Source organism: Nocardioides montaniterrae, assembly GCF_054782655.1.
Genome location: NZ_BAAGSB010000005.1, coordinates 162368 through 184660 on the forward strand (window position 1 = coordinate 162368; position 22293 = coordinate 184660).

A 22293-nucleotide genomic window follows, 5' to 3' on the forward strand; every position below is an offset into this window, starting at 1 on the left:
GCGGACATGGACCAGGTCGTACTCATCACCGGTGGCGCCCGTGGCGTCGGAGCAGCCGTCGCCACCGAGCTCGCAGCCCGCGAGGCCAAGGTCGTGCTCACCGATCTCGACCGGGGAGCGCTGGACGAGACCGTCGCCGCGATCGGTGAGGACAACGCCCTCGGCATCGTCGCCGACGTGTGCGACGTCGAGGCAATGAAGCGCGCCGTCGCAGACGCCGTCGCCCGCTTCGGCCGGCTCGACGCGGTGCTCGCCAACGCCGGCATCGCGTCGTACGGCAGCGTCATGAACACCGACCCCAAGGCGTTCAAGCGGGTCGTCGACATCAACATCACCGGTGTCTTCAACACCGCCCACGCGGCGCTGCCCGCGCTCATCGAGTCGAAGGGCTACTTCCTGGTCGTCTCGTCGCTGGCCGCCTTCGTGGCCGCACCGGGCCTGTCGGCGTACCACGCCAGCAAGGCAGGGGTGGAGCACTTCGCCAACAGCCTGCGGCTCGAGGTCAAGCACCTCGGCGTCGACGTCGGCTGCGCGCACATGTCATGGATCGACACCCCGCTGGTGCAGGACGCCAAGGCGGACCTGCCGGCGTTCCAGAAGCTGCTCAAGAAGCTGCCGCCGCCGCTCGGCAGGACCACCGACGTCGAGTCGTGCGTCAAGGCGTTCGTCAAGGGCATCGACAAGCGCTCACGCCTGGTCTTCTGCCCCGGCTGGGTGCGCGGCATCGGCCTCAACCGGGTCACCATCAACTCCGCCGTCGGCAACCTGCCGGTGCTCCGGCTCGTGCCGGAGATCCTGCCCGAGCTCGACGCCGACGTGGCCCGCCTCGGGCGCTTCACCAGCGCCCGCAACGTGACCAACGACCACGCCGAGGAAGCCGTCAGCGACTGACGGTCTCCGCCGGCGTCGGCTCGGCGTCGCGGATCGGCGTGATCCAGGCCTGGTGCGTCGCCGGGTTCTTCGTGATCGCCAGGAGGTCGTCCATGTGCGACTCCAAGCCGGTCACCTTGTCGAGGGGAACGCCGACGATGAGCTGGAAGCCCAGACCCTTCCAGGCCTGGACGGCGCGGCCGGCGAACTCGGCGTCCGCCTTGACGAAGCCCTCGTCGAGGAACACCGGCGCAAAGCGCGGCCGCGACCGCATCTCGTCGCCCAGCCGGAACCGGAGGGCCGAGCCGACGATGAACGCGACCAGCTCCTGCGACTCGCCACCGGACTTCTCCCCCAGCGTCCGGTACGTCGCGCGCAGCTCGCCGGTCAGGTGGTCGTAGCGCTCGGCGCTGATCTCCACGTGCCGGCGTACGTCGAGCAGGCGGTCGCGGTCGCTGCCGCCCTCGGGCAGGTGGGCGCTCGGCCGCAGCTGGGTCATGAACCGGCTCAGGTCGGCGAACCGCTGGTCGAGGTCCTCCTCGCCGCGGGTCTCGGCGGTGCTGCTCGAGAGCGTCCGCAGGTCCTTGAGGAACAGCTGCACGTGCGCCGGCGCGAGGCGGCGCAGACGGATCCGCAGGCGGTCGCCGGTGGCACCGAACTCCAGTCGGCGCAGGATGTCGTTGATCGGCACCAGCCGCTCCTCGATCTCCTCGATCGAGGAGGCCATGGCGCCGAGCAGCGGGACCAGGTCCTGGCCGCTCCACTCGGTCAGGCGGCGGCGCCACTCGGTGCGCCGCTCGGCCAGGCCCTTGCTGCGGATGTCGTCGAGGATCCGGGCGTAGTCGGGATAGGAGTCGGGGCCGGCGCCGAGGTTCGGTGAGTCCCACTGGAGCTTGTAGGACCGGAAGATCCGGGCGAGCTCCTCGTCGACGCGCTGCACCTCCACCTCGCACTCGGCGACCGCCCCGCGCAGCCGCTCCTGCAGGCGCTGGGAGTGCTCGTGGAACCGGTCGAGGTCCTCGGGGTCACTCGGCGCGACCGCCGCGGCCAGCTCCGTGGCGAGGGCCGTCTCCTGCTCCGGGGTGAGCCCCACCCGGCCCGCGGACTCGACGGCGTCGAGCTGGTCGCCGACCAGGTCCTCGGAGTCGACGAGCTCACCGTGCGCAGCGTTGACCTCGCGCTGGCGCCGCTCGAGCTCGAAGCGCTGCTGGCGGGCCTCCTCGAGCCGGACCGTGAGGTCGTCGATCTGCACCTGGAGCACGCGCAGCTGGTCGTCGGAGCCGAGGATGTCGCTGCGGCGCGACTCCAGGTCGGCGATGCGTCGCTCGCTGCCCACCACGTCGACGTCGTCGAAGCGGACCATCGCGATGGCGTCGTACGCCGCACGCTGCTGGTCGAGGACCGCGGACCGGCGGTCGAGCTCGGCGAGCCGGGCGTCGATCGCCTGCAGCTCGCCCTCGACCCGGTCGAGCTCGGCATCGAGGTCGGTGATGGCGTCGTCGTTGGAGAACCCGATGATGCTGCGGGTGTCGTTGCGGCCGTGGGCGCCGCGGTTGCCGCTGCGGGTCTGGCCGGCCAGCGTGACCCGGTTGCCCCGGCCGTCGAGCTCGGCGGCGGTCTCGACGCACAGCGCGTTGCGCGCGTCGTCGGAGACGTGCGCCTCGACCCAGCCGGTGAACGGCGAGTCCTTGAACAACAGCTTGCCGGCGATCCGCTCCGGGTCGCCCGGACCGCTGCTCGGCAGGTGGGTCGGCACACCTTCGAAGGTCAGCCGGCCGCGCAGCTGCACGCCGTCGATCGCGGTCGAGAAGTCGCGCAGCCGGTCGATCGGGACCAGCAGCAGACGGGCGGAGCCGCCCAGGACGGTCTCGACGGCCGTGCGCCAGCGGGCCTCCTCGGGCGCCACGTCGATCAGCTCCGCCAGGAACGGCAGGTCCTCGGGGGTCATCCCCGCGGCCTCGGCGACCTGGGTCCGCAGGTCGTGGAGGTACGCCGGCACGCGGCCTGCGCGGCTCTCCAACGAGGCGCGCTCGGCCCGGAGCGCACGCTGCTGGTCCTTGAGCGGGACCATGCCGTCACGGACGGTGTCGCGCTCGGCGCGCAGGCGCGCCTGCTCCTTGGTTCCGCCGGCGACCCGGCCACGCGCGTGGTCCTGGAGGACCGCGAACGCCTCGACCGAGTCGAGCGCGGTGTCGAGCTCGGGAACATCGGCGTCGGTCAGCCCGACCAGCGGGTAGATCCGCTCCTCGAGCTCGGCCAGCCGCGCCGCCCGCTCCTCGCGGACCATCCGCTCGGACTCGATGTTCGCGGCGAGCGCCTGCAGGTCGCCGCCGCCCGCGGCCCGGTGGGCCTCCTTGGCGGCGTCGAGGTCGCCGGCCAGCTGGGCCTCGACGGTGCGGACCGAGCCGAGCGCCTCGACCGTGCGGACGTGGTCGTTGCGGTTGGCCACGACGGCCTCGCCCAGCAGACGCTGGTGGGTGCGCATCAGCCAGAGCCGCAACGGGGTGTCACCGGCCAGCGTGACGCCGAACGCGTCGAGCTCGTCGGACCGTTTGAGGGCCAGCTCCTTGCGCCGCTGCAGGTCGCGGATCGGCTCGAGCACCTCGAGCTTCTGCTGCTCCGTACGCATCGCGGTGTGGGCGGCATCGAGCGCGTCGAAGTGCTCGACGGCGCGGTCGGCGGCGGCGTACGTCGAGGGTCGTTCGAGGACCATGTCCTTGTAGAGCTCGTCGACGCTGCGCACCTGGTTGCCGGCCTGGATGCGGGCCAGCAGCCGCAGCGCCTTGCCGCCGTCGCCGTTGGCGCCGATGCCGAGCCGTGCGTGCAGGACGGCGGCGAGCTCGGCGTACGTGCGGTGGACGCGGATGCCGGGGAACAGCTTCTTGAGGGTGTTGGCGTGGAAGCGGTCGGGGACCGCGGCCTCGAGCATGCCCAGGTCGACCGGTCCGTCGAGGGTCAGCAGCGTCATCGCCACGTCGCTGGAGCGGGTCGCCCGGCGCGGGACGTAGTAGGTCCGCAGGGCGGTGAAGCTGCCACCGCGGTCGTTGACGAACGTCATCGCCAGCGCGCCCCAGGTGTCGCCACCTCGGCCACGCAGCAGCTGCTCGACCGGACGGCCGGTGCGCGGGTCGTCGACGACGTCGACGGCGCCGCGGAGGTAGGACAGCAGGTTGCGCTGACCCGCGCTGCGGGCCCGGCCGGCGACAGCGTCGTTGGAGGCGCCGTTGAACTTGGTGTCGGAGGGCATGACGAGCGCGGTGTAGGCGTCGAGGATGGTGCTCTTGCCGACGCCGGAGGCGCCCGAGATCATCGTGGTGTCGGCGCCCAGCGGCACCAGCGTCAGGCCGTCGAAGCCGCCCCAGTTGACCAGCTGCATCAGCGAGGCGCGCCACTGCATCGTGTCGTCGGTCGGCGCCACGACGGATGCCTCGGCGAAGAGGCCCGACGCGTCGGTCTCGGTGGCCAGGTCGCTCATCGTGCCTCCTCCATCAAGGACTCGTCCTCGGCCCGCTCGGCCGGGTCGGGCTCGTCGGCGTTGGCGGCCTGGAGCGCCGCGAGCAGCTCCTGGAGCAGCTCGAGCGGCAGCAGCGGCTCGACGGCCTCGGAGATCTCGAACCGGTCATCGGTCGGGGCACCGATCAGCAGCCCCGCCTTGTTGATGCTCTGCACGGCTGCGCGGGCACGCTTCTCGTCGCCCGACTCGTCGGTGGCGTACCGCGGCCGGAACGTCGCGACGTGCTCGACGATGTCCTCGCGGTCGATGAAGACGCGGTCCTCACCGGCGGCGGCGCCGGCGCGCAGGCGGTCCCGGAGATGGACCAGGACGACGGTCTCCTCGCGCGACCAGCTGGCGTCGTACAGCAGCGTCGGGAAGCGGCTGCCGGTCTCGGAGACCGCCTGTCGCTTCCACGCCACCTCGCGGTGGTCGTCGATCACCAGGTCGAGGAACAGGTCGTTGAGCCGCGACCGCAGCAGCCGCTCGTGCTCGACCAGGACCTGCCAGTCGCGCGGGTGCGTGCGGTGGGAGATGAAGCGCTGCTTGAGCAGCGTGACCAGCGTGCAGCGCTGGGCCAGGTCCAGACCACCCTCGTCGCCCTCGAAGAGCGAGACCGAGTAGTCCTCGAGCGGCTCGAGGTCGAGATCGGTGGTCATGCGGGCTCCTGCAGGTCGGGGTCGGGCAGTGCGGTCCGTGGCACCGAGAAGGTGCGCGGCGTGCCGTCGGGACGTACGGCGGAGAACAGCTCGTGCTCCTCGCCCGTGGCCCAGTCGCGGGAGGCCGCCAGGTGCAGCAGCCCGAAGATCTCGACAGGACGACGCAGGCTCTCGTCGAGCCCCTCGAACAGCTCGCCCAGCGACGAGGGCGGCAGCAGCCCGCTCAGTGCGTCGTCGAGCCGGCGGCGCAGCTCGCCGAGCTGCGGGCCGCCGTACTGCTTGAGCTGGCTCAACGAGAGCGCCGCCGAGCCGGCGGGCTCGGAGCGGGTGATGCGCTCGGGAGGCACGTCGTCGGCCGGGTCGTAGAAGCGCTCACGCAGGTGCTCGACGCCGGCGCGTCCGGGCAGGAGGGGTACGTCGTGGGTGGCGCGCGGGCCGGTGGAGGCCATCCAGCCCATCAGCTCGGACTCGACCTGGCGCAGCGTCTGAGCGAGCTCACGGTCGCGCGCCGCGTCGTGGGAGACGATGTACTCCTTGAGCGTCGCCGTGACCCGCGAGCGCTGCGAGAGGACCCGGTCGAGACCGTCGCGCACGAGGCGGACGGTGCCGCGCAGCTCGGTGCGATCGGCGTCGCCGAGGATGCCGTCGGACAGCGGGTGGTCGAGCAGCGCCGTGAGGTCCTCACGGAGCTGCTGGACCAGGGCGTCGTCGCGGAGCAGCGCGAACGCGCCCTCGAACGCGCGGCCCTCCTGGGTCGCGGTCATCAGCGCATCGGCGCGGGTGAGGTAGACGTCGATCACCTCGCCAGCCGGACGATCGTCGGCGCGGAACGCCGCCAGGATCTCCGCGCGGATCTGGGTGAAGCGCTCCTCGACGCGGGCGAAGTCGCTGGGCAGGGCCGAGATCAGCGAGAGCAGCTCGGTGAACCCTTCGAGCATGTAGTCCTCGGTCGCGCTGACCAGGTCGGCGCCGTCCACGAGGCGGTCGCGCTCGGCCTTGAGTCGCGCGATCTCGTCGTTGAGGATCGTCACGCGCGCGGTGCGGTCGGGATTGGCCTCGGCGTTGAACCGTCGGACCGTGCCGAGGATGGTGGCGATCCGGTGCTCGCTGAGCGTGGCCCGGTCGCGGGTCAGCGTCTTGACCAGCTCGAGGGCCTGCTGGGCGTGCGAGGTGAGCGTGTAGACCTCGCGGCCGCGCTCGTCGAGCGAGCGCACCAGCCACTGGCCGCGCATCCAGCGCTGGCAGATCTCGCGGCCGCTGCCGCTCGGGATGTCGGTGACACCGCTGAGCCGGATCTCGGCCAGGTGCTGCTCGACCTGGGTGTGCAGCCGCGCAGTCGGGATCGGGTTGTTGGCCCGGCCGAAGGCGGCCTGGAAGACCGTGACGACGGCCGGTGCCTGGCGCTGGTGCAGCAGCTGCAGGGTCGGCTGCGCGAACGCCTCGCGCACGCGCGCAAGCTCCCCCACGATGTCGCTCATCCGGGGCAGCATGCCAGAGGCGGCCGACAGCCCCGGGGGCTACCCCGGCATGCCGTCGAGCGGGGCCGCGACGGCGGTGACCACCCCGATCACCTCCACCGCCGGTCCGAGCCAGCGGACCCCACGATCGCTGAGCAGGACCTCGCGGCCGAAGCGGCGCTCGAAGACCCCCGCGCTGCGCCGGCCGGCCTCGATGACGAGCAGCACGTCACCCCGCGCGGGACGTACGCCGGCCTCGACCCGCACCTCGCTGCCGGCCGGCCAGCCGCGGGTGCGGGAGAGCTCGCCACCGATGCGGAACGTGCTGGTCGGCGGGCCGGTCGGGCGTCGGCGTACGGGCGCGCGCGGAGCGGGTGCCAGCCCCAGGGCGAGCTCGCCCTGGCCACGGTTCATCGAACGCACGTTCGAACCCTACCGGGCGCGGCTACCGTTGACACGTGACGGCTCCCCCGGTCGAAGGTCAGCACAGGCATCTGGCCAGCCGCTTGATCGCGCGGCTCTACCTCGGCATCGCGACCCTGCTCATCCCGTGGACGGTGTACCTCGCGATCACGCTGCCCCGGCGCAGCGTGGCCCACCACTACGACGCGGCCTGGGTCGGCTTCGACGTGCTGCTCACCGTGGTGCTCGCCCGCATCGGCTGGCTCGCCGCACGGCGCCACGCGCACTTCGTCCTGACCGCGACGGCCGGCGCGACGCTGCTGATCGTCGATGCCTGGTTCGACGTCGTGACCGCCGGTCCCGGTGAGCCCCGGGTCCAGGCCATCGTGCTGGCACTCGCCCTGGAGCTCCCCGGCGCGTGGCTCTGCGCCATGCTCGCCCGTCGCGGCCTGGCCACCCTGGTCGCCCGCGCCGCGGCAACCCCGCGCAGATAGGGTCGCCGGGTGTCGCCGTACGCCTCTCCCGACGAGCGCATCCGCAAGCTGCTCCTGGCCGTCGACGCGCCCTCGTTGCTGCACCGCCACCACCACGCGCGGGCGCACACCCGCCTGCTCGATCGCGGCGGCCGGCCCGCCTGGGCGCTGCACGGGATGCTGCGCCAGATCATCGAGGCGATCGACGCGTTCGCACCCGACGCCGTGATCTTCGGGATCGACGACCGGGCGCGGTCGCTGCGCCGCGAGCGCTACCCGGACTACAAGGCCGGTCGCGCCGAGAAGGATGCCGAGCTGGTCGACCAGCTCGACCGCTGCGGCGCGCTCCTCGACGCGCTCGGCCTGGCGACCCTCACTCCCCCGGGCCTCGAGGCCGACGACGTCAACGCCTCGGCGGCGACCTGGGCGGTGCGCAACGACTGGGACTGCGTGCTGATCACGTCCGACCGTGACGCGTTCGCGCACATCAGCGAGCGCACGAGCGTGCTGCGGCTGATCGACGGCGGGATCCACGGGTCGCCGCTGCTGACGCCTCCCCGGATCGAGGCGATGTACGGCGTCCCCGCCGACCGCTACCTCGAGTTCGCGGCCATCCGCGGCGACGCGAGCGACAACCTGCCGGGGATCAAGGGGATCGGCGAGAAGACCGCCGCCACGCTGCTGGCCGAGATCGGCTCGATGCAGGCGGTCTGGGCCGACATCGAGCACAACGAGGGGGCCGCCCTGATCGCTGCCCTCGATGCCATCGCCGACGAGCGCGGGGCCCGGCGCAACGGCCGGACCGTGGTCAACCGGCTGCGGGCGGAGGGCGCGCGGGCGGCGTACGAGTTCAACCTGGAGCTGATGGCCGGCCGCGACGACCTCGACCTCGGGCTGACCCCGGACATCCCCGGTACGCCGGGCCTGCTGCCGCTCGACATCGCCCGCGTCGAGCGCGTCGTCGGCCACCTCAACACCGACGCCACCACCTCGCTCGCGCTACGCGTCCTCACCGGCGACCCGGCGTCGGTGCGGCCCGGCTGACGCGCAGGCCGTGCTCGTCTGCGCGCTCTCCGACGTGCTGCTGCTCGGCTCCCTGGCGGCTGTGCACGACAGCTCCGACGGTGGCCGCTGGTGGTTCCTGGCACGACCCCGCTCGTGGCAGGTCCTCGAGATGCTCGTCGCGGCGGCGATGCTCCTCGTGGCCGCGCGCCTGGCGTTCGGCTGACCCCGCTGCGACACCCGCCGTACCCTCGGCCCATGTCCCACCTCGACGTGCTCCGCTGGATCTGGCACGTCCAGGGCGACTGGATGGTGTGGAACACGGTGCTGGCGTGGGTCCCGGTGGGCCTGGCCGCGCTGCTCTTCCGGGGCCGCACCACGCACGGCGGCGTGCCGTGGTGGCTCGGGCTGGTGGTGTTCGGCCTGTTCCTCCCGAACGCGCCGTACGTCGTCACCGACCTGATCCACCTGCCGCCGACCATCGATCGGCTCGGACCCGACGCGCCCGTCGCGACGACCGTCTACCCGGTCTACGCGGTTTTCATCGCCTCCGGCTTCGTCGCCTACACGCTCAGCCTCGGCATGGCGGGCACCTTCATGGAGCGGGCCGGCCGGCACTCCTGGCGACTCCCCCTGCGTCTCGCTACCCACGCCCTCTGCGCGATCGGGATCTTCCTGGGCCGCTGGCCCCGGCTCAACAGCTGGGAGCCCTTCACCGACCCGCACTCGGCGCTCCACCGCATCGGCAACGCCCTCGCCTGGGACCGGGCGCCCGGGCTGATCGCGACGCTCTTCGTGGTCACGACCGTCGGTCACTTCCTGACCAAGGCCGTGCTCGATGCGATCGGCTCCGCTCGGAGACCACGCCACGCCGGCTGACGTCCCTGGTGGCCGGCCGCTCGGCGTACGCCGTCGCCCCACCGGTCACATCCGTCACCAGCTCTCATCATTTCCGGAACTTCCACCCCGTTGCATTGGGGTGGAAGTTCAGGAATCACCGGTGAACCGGTGATTCCTCCACAGACCGCCTCACCACGGCGAGGGCTGATAGTCCTTCACGAAGCAGCCGTAGATGTCGTTGCCCAGCTCGCCCTGCACGATCGGGTCGTAGACGCGGGCGGCACCGTCGACGAGGTCGAGAGGCGCGTGCCAGCCCTCGGCAGCGATGCGGAGCTTCTCGTAGTGCGGCCGCTCGTCGGTGATCCAGCCGGTGTCGACGGCCGTCATCAGGATCCGGTCGGACTCGAAGTACTCCCCCGCCGCGGTGCGGGTCATCATGTTCAGGGCCGCCTTGGCCATGTTGGTGTGGGGGTGGCCCGGCCCCTTGTAGCGTCGGGAGAACTGTCCCTCCATCGCCGAGACGTTGACGATGTACGCGCGGCGCGCCCCACCGGCCACGGCAGCGCGCATCGCGGGCCGCAGCCGCGAGTTGATCAGGAACGGCGCGATCGAGTTGCAGAACTGCACCTCGAGCAGCTCCAGCGGGTCGACCTCGTCGATGAGCTGGGTCCAGGAGTTGTTGTCCTGGATGTCCGGGATCAGCCCGCCGGCGTCGATGGCGGTGCCGGCCAGGTGCTGCTCCAGGGAGGCGCCGCCCGCCTTGAGCGCCAGCGCCGTCATGGACGCGGCGTTGTGGGCAGCCAGTGCGGCCTCGCTCGACTCGCCCTCGTGGTGGGCGACGGCATGGTCTGCCAGAGCGCCGGCGATGGCCGCCGGATGGGCCTCGGAGATGTGGTCGAAGGTGACCATCTCGGGCAGCTCGATGCCTGAGGGCAGCGGCGCCAGCTCGCCGTCGGTGAGGTGCGAGTAGGCGCCGGGGAGGCGACGTACGGTCTGGCAGGCGTTGTTGATGATGATGTCGAGCGGGCCGTCGGCCGCGACGTCGTCGGTCAGCGAGATGACCTGGGTGGGGTCGCGCAGGTCGATGCCGACCACCTTGAGCCGGTGGATCCAGTCCGCGGAGTCCTCCATGGCGGCGAAGCGGCGTACGGCGTCCTTCGGGAACCGGGTCGTGATGGTGGTGTGCGCACCGTCGCGGAGCAGCCGCAGCGCGATGTACATGCCGATCTTGGCGCGGCCACCGGTGAGCAGGGCGCGCTTGCCGGACAGGTCGGTCCGCTGCTCGCGCTTGGCGTGCGACATGGCGGCGCACCGGGGGCAGAGCCAGTGGTAGAACGCGTCGACGAGGGTGAAGTCCTCCTTGCAGATGTAGCAGCCGCGGGCGGTGATCAGCTCCCCCGCGAACGCACCCTGCGTCGTCGAGACCAACGGGATGCCGGCGGTCTCGTCGTCGATCCGCATGGGGCTGCCGGTGGCGGTCTTCGCGATGATGTCGAGGTCGTGCTGCAGCTTGGCCTGTCGGATCTCGGCCCGCCGCTGCTTCTTGATCAGCTTGTACATGTACGACGCGGCGCGCTTCATCGTGCGGACGTCGTCGTGCTCCGGATCGAGTCGCGGGATCTGCTTGAGGACCTTCAGCGCGATCGCGAGGTCATCCGGGTCGATCCGCTCGAGCGGTGCGTCAGCGTCAGGCACTGCCCGATTCTAGGCGGACGACGCCGAAGGCCGAGAACCCGCGAGAACACCTGAAAAAGGGTATCGGGCCGCGACCTCTGGGGGGGTCGGTCGCGGCCCGATGACATCCATCATTACACACCAGTCACACGACGCAACATCGGGGTCACGGCTCGTCCCAGAAAATCTTTTCCACCACCGATCGGGCCCGTCGGGTCGCTCGGAGGTAGTCGTTGACGAGCTCATCGGTGCGGTCGATCGGGTGCCCGAGGATGCACGCGACGGCCCTGCGCTCCAGGGGCGCGCGCGGGAATTGGTCCCCCGGTCTCCCCCTCGCGAGCACCACGGCGTTGCGGATCCGGCTCGCCAGTCGCCATGCGGTGGCCAGCCGCTCGGAGTCGGCGGCGTCCAGCAGACCTGCCTCGAGCGCGGCGTCGAGCGCGGCCAGGGTCCGGGTGGTGCGCAGGCCCGGAACGGCCGCGCCGTGCCGCAGCTGGAGCAGCTGGACGGTCCACTCGATGTCGGCCAGCGCACCGCTGCCGAGCTTGAGGTGGAGAGCCGCGTCGGCACCGCGCGGCAGCCGCTCGTCATCGACCCGCGCCTTGATCCGCCGGATCTCGCGGGTGTCGTCGGCCGAGAGTCCCGCCTCGGGGTAGCGCAGCGGATCGATCATCGTCCGGAACCGCTCGCGCACCCTCGCATCGCCGACGACCGGGTCGGCCCGCAGCAGCGCCTGCGCCTCCCACACGGCCGACCACTTGGCGTAGTAGGCGGCGTAGGAGTCGAGCGTGCGCACCAGCGCGCCCTGCCGACCCTCCGGCCGCAGGTCGGCGTCGACCACGAGCGCGGGCTCCGGTCCCGGGGCGGCGAGCGTGCGGCGTACCTCCTCGGCGACGGCCTTGGCGAAGCCCGCCGCGACATGGGCGTCGGCGCCCTCGAGCGGCTCGTGCACGAACATCACGTCGGCGTCCGAGCCGTAGGAGAGCTCGCCGCCGCCGTAGCGGCCCATCGCCACGATCGCGATGGCGGTGGGCGCGAAGTCGAGGCGTCGCACCTGCACGACCGACGCGATCGCGGCGTCGAGCGTGGCTGCCAGGGTCGCATCGGTCAGCGCGGTCAGGCCGCGCCCCACCTCGTCGACGTCGATCAGCCCCAGCGCGTCACCGGCCGCGATCCGCAGCAGCTCCCGACGACGTACGCCGCGCAGCGCGCGACTGGCCCGCTCGATGTCGGCCTGCCGGCCGGCGGTCGCGGACATCTCCTCGGCGAGCTGCTCGCGGCCGAGCGGGACGAGGTCCGAGCCCAGCAGGCGCACCCCCGCCGGCTCGCGCTCCAGGAGGTCGGTGCAGTAGCGCGAGGTCGAGAGCAGGTGGGCCAGCCGCTCGGCGACCTGGCCCTCGTCGCGCAGGGTGGTGAGGTACCAGGGAGTGGTGCCCAGCGCCTCGCTGATCCGGCGGAAGCCGAACAGCCCGCCGTCGGGGTCGGCGCCGTCGGCGAACCACTGCAGCATCGCCGGCAGCAGGGTCCGCTGGATCTGCGCGGTCCGGGTGACGCCGGTGGTGAGCAGCTCGAGGTGGCGCAGGGCGGCCTGCGGGTCGGCGTACCCCAGCGCCGCCAGGCGCTCGACGGCAGCGGTCGAGGAGAGCCTCGCCTCCCCCGACGAGATCTGCGCGACGGCGGTGAGCAGCGGACGGTAGAAGAGCTTCTGGTGCAGCCGGCTGACCTCGCGGCGCTGGCCCATCCAGACCTCCTCCAGGCGCTCGCCCGAGGACCGGAAGAAGCCCAGGCTGCGGCCGAGCCGGCGCAGCGACTCGGGGTCGCTGGGCAGGACGTGGGTCCGCTGCAGCCGGTGTAGCTGGATGCGGTGCTCGAGCTGACGCAGGAACGCATAGGCGCGGTGGAGGGCGGCACCGTCGTCGCGGCCGACGTACCCGCCCTCGCTCAACGCGTGCAGCGCCGAGAGCGTGGTCGGCTGGCGGATCGACTCGTCGGTGCGCCCGTGGACCAGCTGCAGCAGCTGCACCGCGAACTCCACGTCGCGCAGCCCGCCGACGCCGAGCTTGAGCTCCCGGTCGGCATCCTTGACCGGGATGTGGTCGACGACGCGACGACGCATCGCCCGGGCCGCGTCGACGAAGCCGTCGCGGTCGGCGGCCGACCACACCATCGGACGGGTCATCTCCACGAACTCACGTCCGAGCTCGAGGTCACCCGCCACCGGGCGGGCCTTGAGCAGCGCCTGGAACTCCCAGGTCTGCGCCCACTTCTCGTAGTAGCCGCGGTGGCTGGCGAGCGTCCGGCTCAGCGGGCCCGCCTTGCCCTCGGGCCGGAGGTTGGCGTCCACCGGCCAGATCGTGCCCTCGGCGGTGTGCTCGGAGCAGATCTGCATCATCTGCGCCGCCAGGCGGGTCGCCACCTGGACGTCGCCGTCGTGCACGAAGATCACGTCGACGTCGGAGACGTAGTTGAGCTCGTGACCGCCGCACTTGCCCATCGCGACCACCGCCAGACGGGTCCCGTCGGCGGCCTCCCCCAGCCGCTCACGGGCGATGGCGAGCGCCGCGTCGAGCGTGCCGGCGGCGAGGTCGGCCAGCTCGGCCGCCGCATCGTCGACGGCCAGGTCGTGGCTGAGGTCGCGGGCGGCGATCCGCAGCAGGTTGCGGCGGTACTCCACGCGCAGCGCGTCGGGATCGCGCGCGGCCATCAACCGCTCACGCAGGAGGTACGCCGGCGCCCGGGTGGTGCCGAGCGTCGGGTCGGCCAGCTCCCGCCAGTGCTCGGGGTGGGCGACCAGGTGGTCGGTCAGCGCGCTGCTCGCTCCGAGGACCGAGAGGAGCCGCATCGCGGTCCCCTCGTCGTCGACGACCTCCTCGACCATCCCCGCACCACTCACCTCGGCGAGCCGGGCCAGCCCGCCCAGAGCGGCGTCCGGGTCCGCCGTACGACCGAGGTAGGTCAGTGCCGGCTCGCCGTGGATGCCGAGCGCGTCCAGCCCCGCGCGCGCCCGCTCGACGTCCGCGAACCCGGCGCGGATCAGGTCGAGGCGTGAGGCGGAGCGGACCATGCCGGACCTCTGCTCAGAGGACCGAGAGCATCCGGTCGCGCTCGAAGGCCGTGACCTGGCCGCGGTACTCGTCCCACTCGGCGCGCTTGTTGCGCAGGAAGTAGTCGAAGACCTGCTCCCCCAGCGTCTCGGCCAGGAGCTCGGAGCTCTCGGCGACCTGGATCGCGTCGATCAGGTTCTTGGGCAGCGGGGTCAGGCCCAGGCTCCGGCGCTCGCGCTCCGAGAGCGCCCACACGTTGTCCTCGGCCTCGGGCGGGAGCTCGTAGCCCTCCTCGATGCCCTTCAGGCCGGCGGCCAGGATGACGGCGTACGCGAGGTAGGGGTTGGCGGCGCTGTCGATGGTCCGCAGCTCGATGCGCGCGGACTGGCCCTTGTTGGGCTTGTACATCGGCACCCGGACCATCGCCGAGCGGTTGTTGTGACCCCAGCAGACGTACGACGGCGCCTCGCCGCCGGTCATCATCCGCTTGTAGGAGTTGACCCACTGGTTGGTCACCACGCTGATCTCCCCCGCGTGGTGCAGGATCCCGGCGATGAACTTCCGCGCGGTCTGGGAGAGCTGGTACTCGGCGCCCGCCTCGTAGAAGGCGTTCTGGTCGCCCTCGAAGAGGCTGACGTGCGTGTGCATCCCGGAGCCCGGGTGGTCGGTGAACGGCTTGGGCATGAAGGTCGCCCACACACCCTGGCTCAGCGCGACCTCACGGATCACCGTGCGGAACGTCATGATGTTGTCGGCGGTGGTCAGCGCGTCGGCGTAGCGGAGGTCGATCTCCTGCTGGCCCGGACCGCCCTCGTGGTGGCTGAACTCGACCGAGATGCCCATCGCCTCGAGCATCGTGATCGCCTCGCGACGGAAGTCCGAGCCGTGTGAGTGGACGGTGTGGTCGAAGTATCCGCTGCGGTCGAGCGGGGTCGGCTTCTTGCCCTTCTCCGGCTCGTCCTTGAAGAGGTAGAACTCGATCTCGGGGTGGGTGTAGAAGGTGAAGCCCTGCTCGGCGGCCTTGGACAGCGTCCGCTTCAGCACGTTGCGCGGGTCGGCGTACGACGCCGAGCCGTCGGGCATCACGATGTCGCAGAACATGCGGGCGGTCGACGGACCCTCCACGCTGCGCCACGGGAGGATCTGGAACGTGCTCGGGTCGGGCAGCGCGAGCATGTCGGACTCCGACGTACGGGCGAAGCCCTCGATGGCCGAGCCGTCGAAGCCGATGCCCTCGCTGAAGGCGCCCTCGAGCTCGGCCGGCGCGACCGCGACGGACTTCAGGAAGCCCAGGACGTCGGTGAACCAGAGCCGGACGAACCGGACATCACGCTCTTCGAGTGCGCGGAGTACGAAGTCTTCCTGCTTGCCCATGCGGGCAGCCTAGTGGGCCGCTGTGACAGGACTATTTCGCAACCCTGATCACGGGTCTACCGTGAAGGAGGGACGTTCCTTCACAAAGGAACAACCCGCCGGAACAACAGAAAAAAGGAGGAACTCCCATGGCCACCACCCATGCCTGGGACAACCTGGTCCACGACATGCGCGACGAGGTCCACGACCTCGCCCACCTGCAGGAGCAGACCGCGCCCCGCCAGGCCTTCCTGGCGATGTGGGCGACCTTCGTCGTGCTGCCGCTTCTCTTCGGCATCGACAAGCTCGCCACGATCATGACGAACTCCTGGGACGGATACGTCGCCGTGTGGGCGAACAACTTCCTGCCCGGCAACGCCGCCGACGCCGTGATGTGGGTCGGCCTCGTGGAGATCGCCCTCGCCGTGGTCGTCCTGATCGCACCGCACGCCGGCGGTGACCTGCTCGGCGCGTTCTACGTGCTGCTCGCGATCAACCTCTTCGGCGTCGACCAGATGGCGCACCTCGCCGTCGGCATGCTCGCGCTGGCCGCCTGCTCGTTCGCCATGGCCCGGATGGCCCGGGGCGAGCACAAGCGAGAGGCCTGACCACCCTCGCTGGGTGGCTGGGCGGAGCGATTTCGCTCCGACCAGCCACCCAACTCCGCGGCCTGTGGAGGACGCGCGCACGATCTGTCCAGGTGTCACATCGTGGGTGCCATGCCGAACGACACCTGGCGAGCCTTCGCGCGCAACCAGGCCGGCCTGCTCACCCGGCATCAGCTTGCGCGCCTGGGAGTCGCGCGCTCGACGATCCGGCGGCGCGTCGCCCGCGGAGACTGGCAGACACTCGGGCCCAGCGTGGTCTCGACCAGCAGCGGACCGTCCAGCCGCGACCAGCTGTTGTGGCTTGGGGTGCTGACCGGCGGTCCGGGATGCGCGGTCGGCGAGATCACCGCGGCGGAGCAGTGGGGTCTCCAGCGCTGGGAACGCCCGACGATCATCGTCACCATCCCCCACGAACGGGCACGGCCCGGCCACACGCCGGGAGTCGAGTTCCGGCGCACCCGGCGATGCCTCGCCGACCAGATCGTCCGGCGTGAAGGACTTCCGCTGATCCCGGCTGGAGCCGGCCGTTCTCACCTGGGCGGCCCGGCAGAGCTCGGGCCGCACCGCCGAGGGGATCGTCGCAGCGTGCGTCCAACAACAGCTGACCTCGCCGAGCTCGTTGTCGGACTGGCTCGACCGACTCCACCCGCTGCCACAATCCGCGCGGCTGCGGGCAGCACTCGACGAGATCGCCGGGGGCGCGCAGTCCGTCGGCGAGCTCGACGTGCGCCGGTTGTGCAAGCGCTTCGGGCTGGCCCCACCCGCCCGGCAGGTACGTCGCCGCGACATGCACGGCCGCTGGCGATTCACCGACTGCGAATGGGTGCTGCCCGACGGACGCATCCTCGTGCTCGAGGTCGACGGCGCGTTCCACATGAACGTCGAGCAGTGGGAGGAGGACCTGGCCCGCCAGCGGGCTCTGTCGGACCCGCATCGGTTGGTCATCCGTTGCACGACCCGCGAGCTGCGCGACGTACCCGAGCGGGTCGCGCACGATCTGCGGCTGCTCGGAGTGCCAGCGGCTTGAGGTTGGGTGGCTGAGAGGAGCGAATTCGCTCCACTCAGCCACCCAACTCGCTCAGAAGGTGTGCTCGGGCGCGGGGAACTCGCCGCTGGCGACCTCGGCGGCGTACCGCTTCGCGCCGTCGAGGAGCGCAGCCCGCACGTCGGCGTACTTCTTGACGAAGCTCGGGACGCGGCCGCCGTTGAGGCCGAAGGCGTCCTGCCAGACGAGGACCTGGCCGTCGGTCTGGTTACCGGCGCCGATGCCGATGGTCGGGATGTGCAGCTCATCGGTCACCTGGGCGGCCACGTCGCCGGGGACCATCTCCATGACGACCGCGAACGCGCCGGCCTCCTGGACGGCGTGCGCGTCCTCGAGGAGCTTCTCGGCGCCGGCGCCGCGGCCCTGGACGCGGAAGCCGCCGAGCGTGTGCTCGGACTGCGGGGTGAAGCCGATGTGGGCACAGACGGGGATGCCGCCCTGCACCAGCTTGGCGATCGTCTCGGCCATCTCCACGCCGCCCTCGAGCTTGACGGCGGAGACGCCGGCCTCGCGCATGAGGCGCGCCGCGTTGAGGTAGGCCTGCTCGGGCGAGGCCTGGTAGGTGCCGAACGGCAGGTCGCCGACGACCAGCGCGCGGTGCGCGCCACGGGCCACGGCGGCCGCGAGCGGGATCAGCTCGTCGAGGCTGATCGCCACGGTCGAGCTGTAGCCGTAGACGGTGTTGGCGGCGGAGTCGCCGACCAGCAGGGTGTCGATGCCGGCCTCGTCGAAGATCTGCGCGCTGAAGACGTCGTACGCCGTCAGCATCGTGAACTTCTCGCCGCGCTCCTTCATCTCCCGCAGGTGATGGGTGCGCACGCGCTTGATGCTCGCGCCCGGCTTGCTCGGTGCGCCGGCGTACGGCGCCTGGGTCTCGCTCATGTCCTGCTCCCTCTTGCCTCGCGGCCCGCTGCGCGGGTCCACGGGTCGGTGTGAACAGTTGAACGCTAGTGCCGATGGTGGGCTCCGGCGAGGTGGCGCTGGTCACCCCGCCGGAGTCCGGTGAGGAAGACGGGTCAGGCGATGGCCTCGACGATGACGGCCGTGCCGTAGGCGCAGACCTCGATGCCGGTGCCGGCGAACTCGGTGGTCTCGAAGCGGAACGCGACGACGGCGTTGGCGCCCTTGTTCTGAGCCTCCTGGGCCAGGCGCGCGAGGGCCTCCTGGCGGCAGTCGTGGAGCAGCTGCGTGATGCCCTTGAGCTCGCCACCGGCGAGGGCCTTGAAGCTGGCGCCGATGTTGGAGCCGACGTTGCGGGACCGGACGGTGAGGCCGAAGGTCTCGCCGAAGGTGTGGGTGATGCGGGCGCCGGGGACGTCGTTGCTGGTCACGATGATCATGTTCCGCAGACTAGCCGCAGCCGGTGACCCATAAACTCGCTGACGTGGACTTCTTCTCGTCGTACGCGCAAGGGTTCGCCCGGGTCGCGGCGGTCACCCTCCCGGTCGCCGTCGCCGACCCCGCGACCAACGCGGCCCGCACCCTCGAGCAGGCGCGCCTGCTGCACGACGAGGGTGTCGCGGTCGCGGTCTTCCCCGAGCTGGGCCTGACCGGTTACGCCATCGACGACCTGTTCCTCCAGGACACCCTCCTCGACGCCGTCGAGGAGGCGTTGATCGAGCTGACCGTCGCGTCTGCCGACCTGATGCCGGTGCTGGTCGTCGGTGCTCCGCTCAAGTACGGCGACCGGGTGCACAACTGCGCGGTCGTCATCCACCGCGGCGAGGTGCTCGGCGTCGCGCCGAAGTCGTACCTGCCCACCTACCGCGAGTTCTACGAGGCGCGCTGGTTCGCCTCCGGCGGTCGCATCTTCGGCGACCACGAGATCGAGCTCAACGGTGCGTTGGTCCCGTTCGGCACCGACCTCATGTTCATCGCCGCCGACGTGCCCGGCCTGCGGCTGCACGTCGAGATCTGCGAGGACATGTGGGTGCCGATCCCGCCGAGCGCGGAGGCGGCCCTCGCCGGCGCCACGGTGCTGGCCAACCTCTCGGGCAGCCCGATCACCATCGCGCGCGCCGAGGACCGCAAGCTCCTGGCCCGCAGCGCGAGCGCGCGCTGCAACGCGGCGTACGTCTATGCGGCCGCCGGCCAGGGTGAGTCCACGACCGACCTGTCGTGGGACGGCCAGACGATGATCTACGAAATGGGCGACCTGCTCGCCGAGGGCGACCGCTTCCCCGAGGAGGCACGGCGCACGATCGCCGACGTCGACCTCGACCGGCTGGTCCAGGAACGCCGCCGCCAGGGCACGTTCGACGACAACCGGCGGGACCAGAAGATCGACGTCGAGGGCTTCCGCCGGATCCGGTTCACCCTCGACCCGCCGGCCGGGGACATCGGCCTGCGCCGCAAGGTCGCCCGCTTCCCGTTCGTCCCCGACGACCCGGCGCGGCTCGCCCAGGACTGCTACGAGGCCTACAACATCCAGGTCTCCGGCCTGGAGCAGCGGCTCACCGCCATCGGCCAGCCGAAGATCGTGATCGGCGTCAGCGGCGGCCTGGACTCCACGCACGCGCTGATCGTGGCGGCCAAGGCGATGGACCGGCTCGGCCGCCCGCGCAGCGACATCCACGCGTTCACCATGCCGGGCTTCGCGACCGGCGAGACCACCAAGGGCTACGCGACCGAGCTGGCGACCAAGCTCGGCTGCACCTTCGCCGAGCTCGACATCCGTCCGGCCGCCGAGCAGATGCTCAAGGACCTCGGGCACGCGTTCACCGACGGCCACCCGGTCTACGACATCACCTTCGAGAACGTCCAGGCCGGGCTGCGCACCGACTACCTCTTCCGGCTGGCCAACCACCGCGGCGGCATCGTGCTCGGCACCGGCGACCTGTCCGAGCTCGCGCTCGGCTGGTGCACGTACGGCGTGGGCGACCAGATGTCGCACTACAACGTCAACGCCGGCGTGCCGAAGACGCTGATCCAGCACCTGATCCGCTGGGTGATCAGCACCAACCAGCTCGACGACGTCGACGACGTGCTGAGCGCGATCCTCGCGCAGGAGATCACGCCCGAGCTGATCCCCGGGGGCGAGCAGAAGACCGAGGACTCGGTCGGCCCGTACGCGCTCCAGGACTTCAACCTCTACCACGTGCTCCGGCGCGGCTACCGGCCCAGCAAGATCGCCTTCCTGGCCCACCAGGCCTGGGGCGACGAGCAGGAGCTGGCCACCATCAAGCGGTGGCTCGAGGTGTTCGTACGCCGCTTCTTCTCCAGCCAGTTCAAGCGCTCGGCGCTGCCGAACGGACCCAAGGTCAGCCCCGGCGGGACGATGTCGCCGCGCGGTGACTGGCGGATGCCGTCCGACGCCAGCAACGCGGCCTGGCTGGCCGACCTGGAGAACGTCCCGGACTGACCCCACCTCCGCCGGTGAAGCAAATCGCTTCAGATTGACCAAATGAAGGTATGATCTTCATATGGCCCGGCTTTGCGCAACGCTGATCGGCGACGTCGTCGCGTCCCGCACCGCATCCGACCGCGCCGCGCTGCACGACGCGGTGGAAGCAGCCATCGCCGAGATCAACGCGACCTGCTCCCCCACCGTGGCGCTGCGGATCACCGTCGGCGACGAGTACCAGGGCTGCTTCGCGACCGTCGGCCTCGCCGCGCGTGCCACGCTCCGGCTCCGCCTGGCGCTGGCCCCCGGGTTCGAGGTACGCCACGGCATCGGGTGGGGCACGGTGCGGACCCTGGCCGAGGAGCCGCGGGTCGAGGACGGCCCGGGATGGTGGGTGGCGCGCGAGGCGATCGAGCACGTCGCCCACGCACAGACCCGCGCAGCGTCGCGCACGCTGCGCACGGCGTACCGCCGCGACGGCGAGGACGGCCCCGACCCCGACCTGGTCAACGCGGTGCTGGTGGGACGCGACGAGCTGCTCGCCGGCACGGACGAGCGATCAGTGTCGGTGCTGTCGGGGATGCTGGAGGACATGAGCCAGCAGGAGATCGCGCAGCGCCTCGGGGTGAGCGCGTCCGCGGTCTCCCAGCGGGTACGCCGCGACGGGCTGGCCGCGCTCGTGACGATGGACCGGCTGCTGGGCGGGTCGCGATGACCTGGCTGGCGCTCCTGCTGATCGGCCTCGGCCTGGCCGACCTCGCTCACGCCATGCGGCCCGTGCGCCACGTACCGGAGGGCGTCGCCGCTGCCGCGACCGTGGTGATCGGCCTGCTCGCCGGGCTCACCGACGGTCGCGACCTCGCGGCCCTCGGCGTCCTGGCCCTGCTCACCTTCGGCTGGGGACCGGCGGTGCGGTTCGGCTTCGGCCGCGACCTGGCAGCGCTTCCCCTCACCTACCTGACGGCGGCCGTCACGCTCGCGATCGCGACATCGCCACTGGCGGGAACCGCCGACGGCCCACTGGCCGACTGGCTGCGCGCGACTCCCCTGCCGTTGCTCGACCATGCGAGCGCCGACCGGATGCTGTTGATCCTCGGCGCCGTGCTGGTCCAGGGCTCGACCGGCAACGTGCTGGTGCGCCTGGTCCTGCTGGCGACGCACACCGTGAACCCCGCGCACGCGGTCGCCCGCGAGCCCGGCCCTGCCCTCAAGGGCGGCCGGCTGCTCGGCCCGATGGAGCGACTGGTCATCCTCGGGCTGGGCCTGGCCGGCGACTACACGGCGGCCGGCCTGGTCGTCGCTGCCAAGGGCCTGCTGCGCTTCCCCGAGCTGCAGGCGGCCCGTGACCGGACGTCGGGGCCGTCCATCGCTGCGGTGACCGAGTACTTCCTCGTCGGCAGCTTCGTCTCCTGGCTGGTCGCGCTGACCTGCCTGGTCCTCGTCGGTCACTGAGACACAGAACGGGCCCGGAGCATCGCTCCGGGCCCGTTCGCGATCAGGCGATCAGGTGATCAGCCGTTGAACTTCTCGGTGATGTTGGTGCCGTTCGACTTCAGCAGCGACGTGAGACCGCCGAGGGAGCCGAAGATGCCGGTGATGCTGCCGAGGTCTCCGTGCAGGATCTTCGACTTCAGGTTGCTCAGGGAGTCCGAGAGCGCCGCAAGCTTCGAGCCGATGAGCGGGCAGAGCTTGGACGACGCCTTGACGTTGTCCACCGCGTTGCCCAACAGGTGGTAGGTCAGCGCAGCCGCCGCGCCGGCCTTGATCCGCTTGAGGGTGTGGCCCTTGGCGTCACTGCTGAGCTGGCCGGCCTTGTACGGGTTGTAGATCCAGTGGTGGAAGGTGCCCGCCGCGAGTCCCATGTCCGCGACGAAGCGGGTGGTGGCGAACGCCTTGGTGTTGTCGCTCGGGCAGGAGAAGCCGGCGGCCGTGTTCGTCGGCGCCGCCTCCTTGCCACAAGCGGTGACGGTGAAGGCCAGCATGAGCGCGGCCAGGATGAGCGCGATACGACGCATTGGTAGTTCCCCCTG

The 22293-nt window shown here is 71.3% G+C and carries 20 protein-coding genes and 1 pseudogene; 11 read left to right on the plus strand and 10 right to left on the minus strand.

Features of this window, described 5'->3' with window-relative positions; genetic code table 11:
• Positions 1 to 6: 6 nt before the first annotated feature.
• Complete coding sequence (locus ACYVJ3_RS10390) at positions 7 to 891, plus strand: SDR family oxidoreductase (RefSeq protein WP_460852894.1); 885 nt, start codon at positions 7 to 9, stop codon at positions 889 to 891.
• On the opposite strand, the gene ACYVJ3_RS10395 is transcribed toward ACYVJ3_RS10390, so the two are convergent.
• The 4 genes from ACYVJ3_RS10395 to ACYVJ3_RS10410 are packed head-to-tail and all read right to left on the minus strand — an operon-like array spanning position 881 to position 6902.
• Entirely contained in the window at positions 881 to 4345 is a 3465-nt protein-coding gene (locus tag ACYVJ3_RS10395) for an ATP-binding protein (protein ID WP_460852895.1), read from the minus strand. The two genes, ACYVJ3_RS10390 and ACYVJ3_RS10395, sit on opposite strands and share 11 nt — an antisense overlap.
• Positions 4342 to 5022 carry a DUF4194 domain-containing protein gene (locus ACYVJ3_RS10400; RefSeq protein WP_460852896.1) on the minus strand — a complete coding sequence of 227 codons (681 nt, stop codon included), beginning with the start codon at positions 5020 to 5022 and terminating at the stop codon, positions 4342 to 4344. The genes ACYVJ3_RS10395 and ACYVJ3_RS10400 overlap by 4 nt, the downstream gene beginning before the upstream one ends.
• On the minus strand, positions 5019 to 6500 hold the full coding sequence (locus ACYVJ3_RS10405; RefSeq protein ID WP_460852897.1) for a DUF3375 domain-containing protein: 1482 nt from the start codon (positions 6498 to 6500) through the stop codon (positions 5019 to 5021). The genes ACYVJ3_RS10400 and ACYVJ3_RS10405 overlap by 4 nt, the downstream gene beginning before the upstream one ends.
• 39 nt (positions 6501 to 6539) lie before the next feature.
• The gene (locus tag ACYVJ3_RS10410) at positions 6540 to 6902 is read right to left on the minus strand and encodes a hypothetical protein (RefSeq protein WP_460852898.1); all 363 of its coding nucleotides are present in this window, start codon (positions 6900 to 6902) and stop codon (positions 6540 to 6542) included.
• A gap of 35 nt (positions 6903 to 6937) precedes the next feature.
• Between ACYVJ3_RS10410 and ACYVJ3_RS10415 the strand changes: the two genes are divergently transcribed.
• Genes ACYVJ3_RS10415 through ACYVJ3_RS10430 form a run of 4 tightly spaced genes read left to right on the plus strand, consistent with a single transcriptional unit; the run spans position 6938 to position 9235 of the window.
• Entirely contained in the window at positions 6938 to 7375 is a 438-nt protein-coding gene (locus ACYVJ3_RS10415) for a hypothetical protein (protein ID WP_460852899.1), read from the plus strand.
• A gap of 9 nt (positions 7376 to 7384) precedes the next feature.
• The gene (locus ACYVJ3_RS10420) at positions 7385 to 8398 is read left to right on the plus strand and encodes a 5'-3' exonuclease H3TH domain-containing protein (RefSeq protein WP_460852900.1); all 1014 of its coding nucleotides are present in this window, start codon (positions 7385 to 7387) and stop codon (positions 8396 to 8398) included.
• A gap of 10 nt (positions 8399 to 8408) precedes the next feature.
• Positions 8409 to 8582, plus strand: a complete 174-nt coding sequence (locus ACYVJ3_RS10425) for a hypothetical protein (protein WP_460852901.1) — start codon at positions 8409 to 8411, stop codon at positions 8580 to 8582.
• Between the two features lie 32 nt (positions 8583 to 8614).
• Positions 8615 to 9235, plus strand: coding sequence for a DUF1361 domain-containing protein (locus tag ACYVJ3_RS10430; protein ID WP_460852902.1), 621 nt, complete (start codon positions 8615 to 8617; stop codon positions 9233 to 9235).
• Between the two features lie 150 nt (positions 9236 to 9385).
• Here ACYVJ3_RS10430 and ACYVJ3_RS10435 read toward each other — a convergent pair whose 3' ends face one another.
• From ACYVJ3_RS10435 to ACYVJ3_RS10445, 3 genes are all read right to left on the minus strand, one after another.
• Positions 9386 to 10891 (minus strand): SDR family NAD(P)-dependent oxidoreductase, encoded by a 1506-nt coding sequence (locus ACYVJ3_RS10435; protein ID WP_460852903.1) that lies wholly within the window; start codon positions 10889 to 10891, stop codon positions 9386 to 9388.
• Positions 10892 to 11036: 145 nt separating this feature from the next.
• Entirely contained in the window at positions 11037 to 13934 is a 2898-nt protein-coding gene (locus ACYVJ3_RS10440) for a bifunctional [glutamine synthetase] adenylyltransferase/[glutamine synthetase]-adenylyl-L-tyrosine phosphorylase (RefSeq protein ID WP_460852904.1), read from the minus strand.
• 13 nt (positions 13935 to 13947) lie between these two features.
• Entirely contained in the window at positions 13948 to 15288 is a 1341-nt protein-coding gene (locus tag ACYVJ3_RS10445; RefSeq protein ID WP_460852906.1) for a glutamine synthetase family protein, read from the minus strand.
• Between the two features lie 128 nt (positions 15289 to 15416).
• Between ACYVJ3_RS10445 and ACYVJ3_RS10450 the strand changes: the two genes are divergently transcribed.
• From ACYVJ3_RS10450 to ACYVJ3_RS10460, 3 genes and pseudogenes are all read left to right on the plus strand, one after another.
• Entirely contained in the window at positions 15417 to 15875 is a 459-nt protein-coding gene (locus ACYVJ3_RS10450; protein ID WP_460852907.1) for a hypothetical protein, read from the plus strand.
• 111 nt (positions 15876 to 15986) lie between these two features.
• A pseudogene (locus tag ACYVJ3_RS10455) lies at positions 15987 to 16118 on the plus strand (type IV toxin-antitoxin system AbiEi family antitoxin domain-containing protein); the annotation flags it as partial.
• A gap of 376 nt (positions 16119 to 16494) precedes the next feature.
• On the plus strand, positions 16495 to 16902 hold the full coding sequence (locus ACYVJ3_RS10460) for a hypothetical protein (protein WP_460852957.1): 408 nt from the start codon (positions 16495 to 16497) through the stop codon (positions 16900 to 16902).
• Between the two features lie 51 nt (positions 16903 to 16953).
• On the opposite strand, the gene panB is transcribed toward ACYVJ3_RS10460, so the two are convergent.
• On the minus strand, positions 16954 to 17802 hold the full coding sequence (gene panB / locus ACYVJ3_RS10465) for a 3-methyl-2-oxobutanoate hydroxymethyltransferase (protein WP_460852908.1): 849 nt from the start codon (positions 17800 to 17802) through the stop codon (positions 16954 to 16956).
• Between the two features lie 134 nt (positions 17803 to 17936).
• Positions 17937 to 18260 carry a YbjQ family protein gene (locus tag ACYVJ3_RS10470; protein WP_460852909.1) on the minus strand — a complete coding sequence of 108 codons (324 nt, stop codon included), beginning with the start codon at positions 18258 to 18260 and terminating at the stop codon, positions 17937 to 17939.
• A gap of 44 nt (positions 18261 to 18304) precedes the next feature.
• On the opposite strand from ACYVJ3_RS10470, the gene ACYVJ3_RS10475 reads away from it, so the two are divergent.
• From ACYVJ3_RS10475 to ACYVJ3_RS10485, 3 genes are all read left to right on the plus strand, one after another.
• Positions 18305 to 20281 carry an NAD(+) synthase gene (locus ACYVJ3_RS10475; protein ID WP_460852910.1) on the plus strand — a complete coding sequence of 659 codons (1977 nt, stop codon included), beginning with the start codon at positions 18305 to 18307 and terminating at the stop codon, positions 20279 to 20281.
• A gap of 61 nt (positions 20282 to 20342) precedes the next feature.
• The gene (locus ACYVJ3_RS10480; protein WP_460852911.1) at positions 20343 to 20978 is read left to right on the plus strand and encodes a SatD family protein; all 636 of its coding nucleotides are present in this window, start codon (positions 20343 to 20345) and stop codon (positions 20976 to 20978) included.
• A complete protein-coding gene (locus ACYVJ3_RS10485; RefSeq protein ID WP_460852912.1) occupies positions 20975 to 21715 on the plus strand; it encodes a hypothetical protein in 741 nt (246 codons plus the stop codon). Before ACYVJ3_RS10480 ends, ACYVJ3_RS10485 begins: the two co-directional genes overlap by 4 nt.
• 59 nt (positions 21716 to 21774) lie before the next feature.
• On the opposite strand, the gene ACYVJ3_RS10490 is transcribed toward ACYVJ3_RS10485, so the two are convergent.
• Complete coding sequence (locus ACYVJ3_RS10490) at positions 21775 to 22278, minus strand: hypothetical protein (protein ID WP_460852913.1); 504 nt, start codon at positions 22276 to 22278, stop codon at positions 21775 to 21777.
• Positions 22279 to 22293 lie beyond the last annotated feature (15 nt).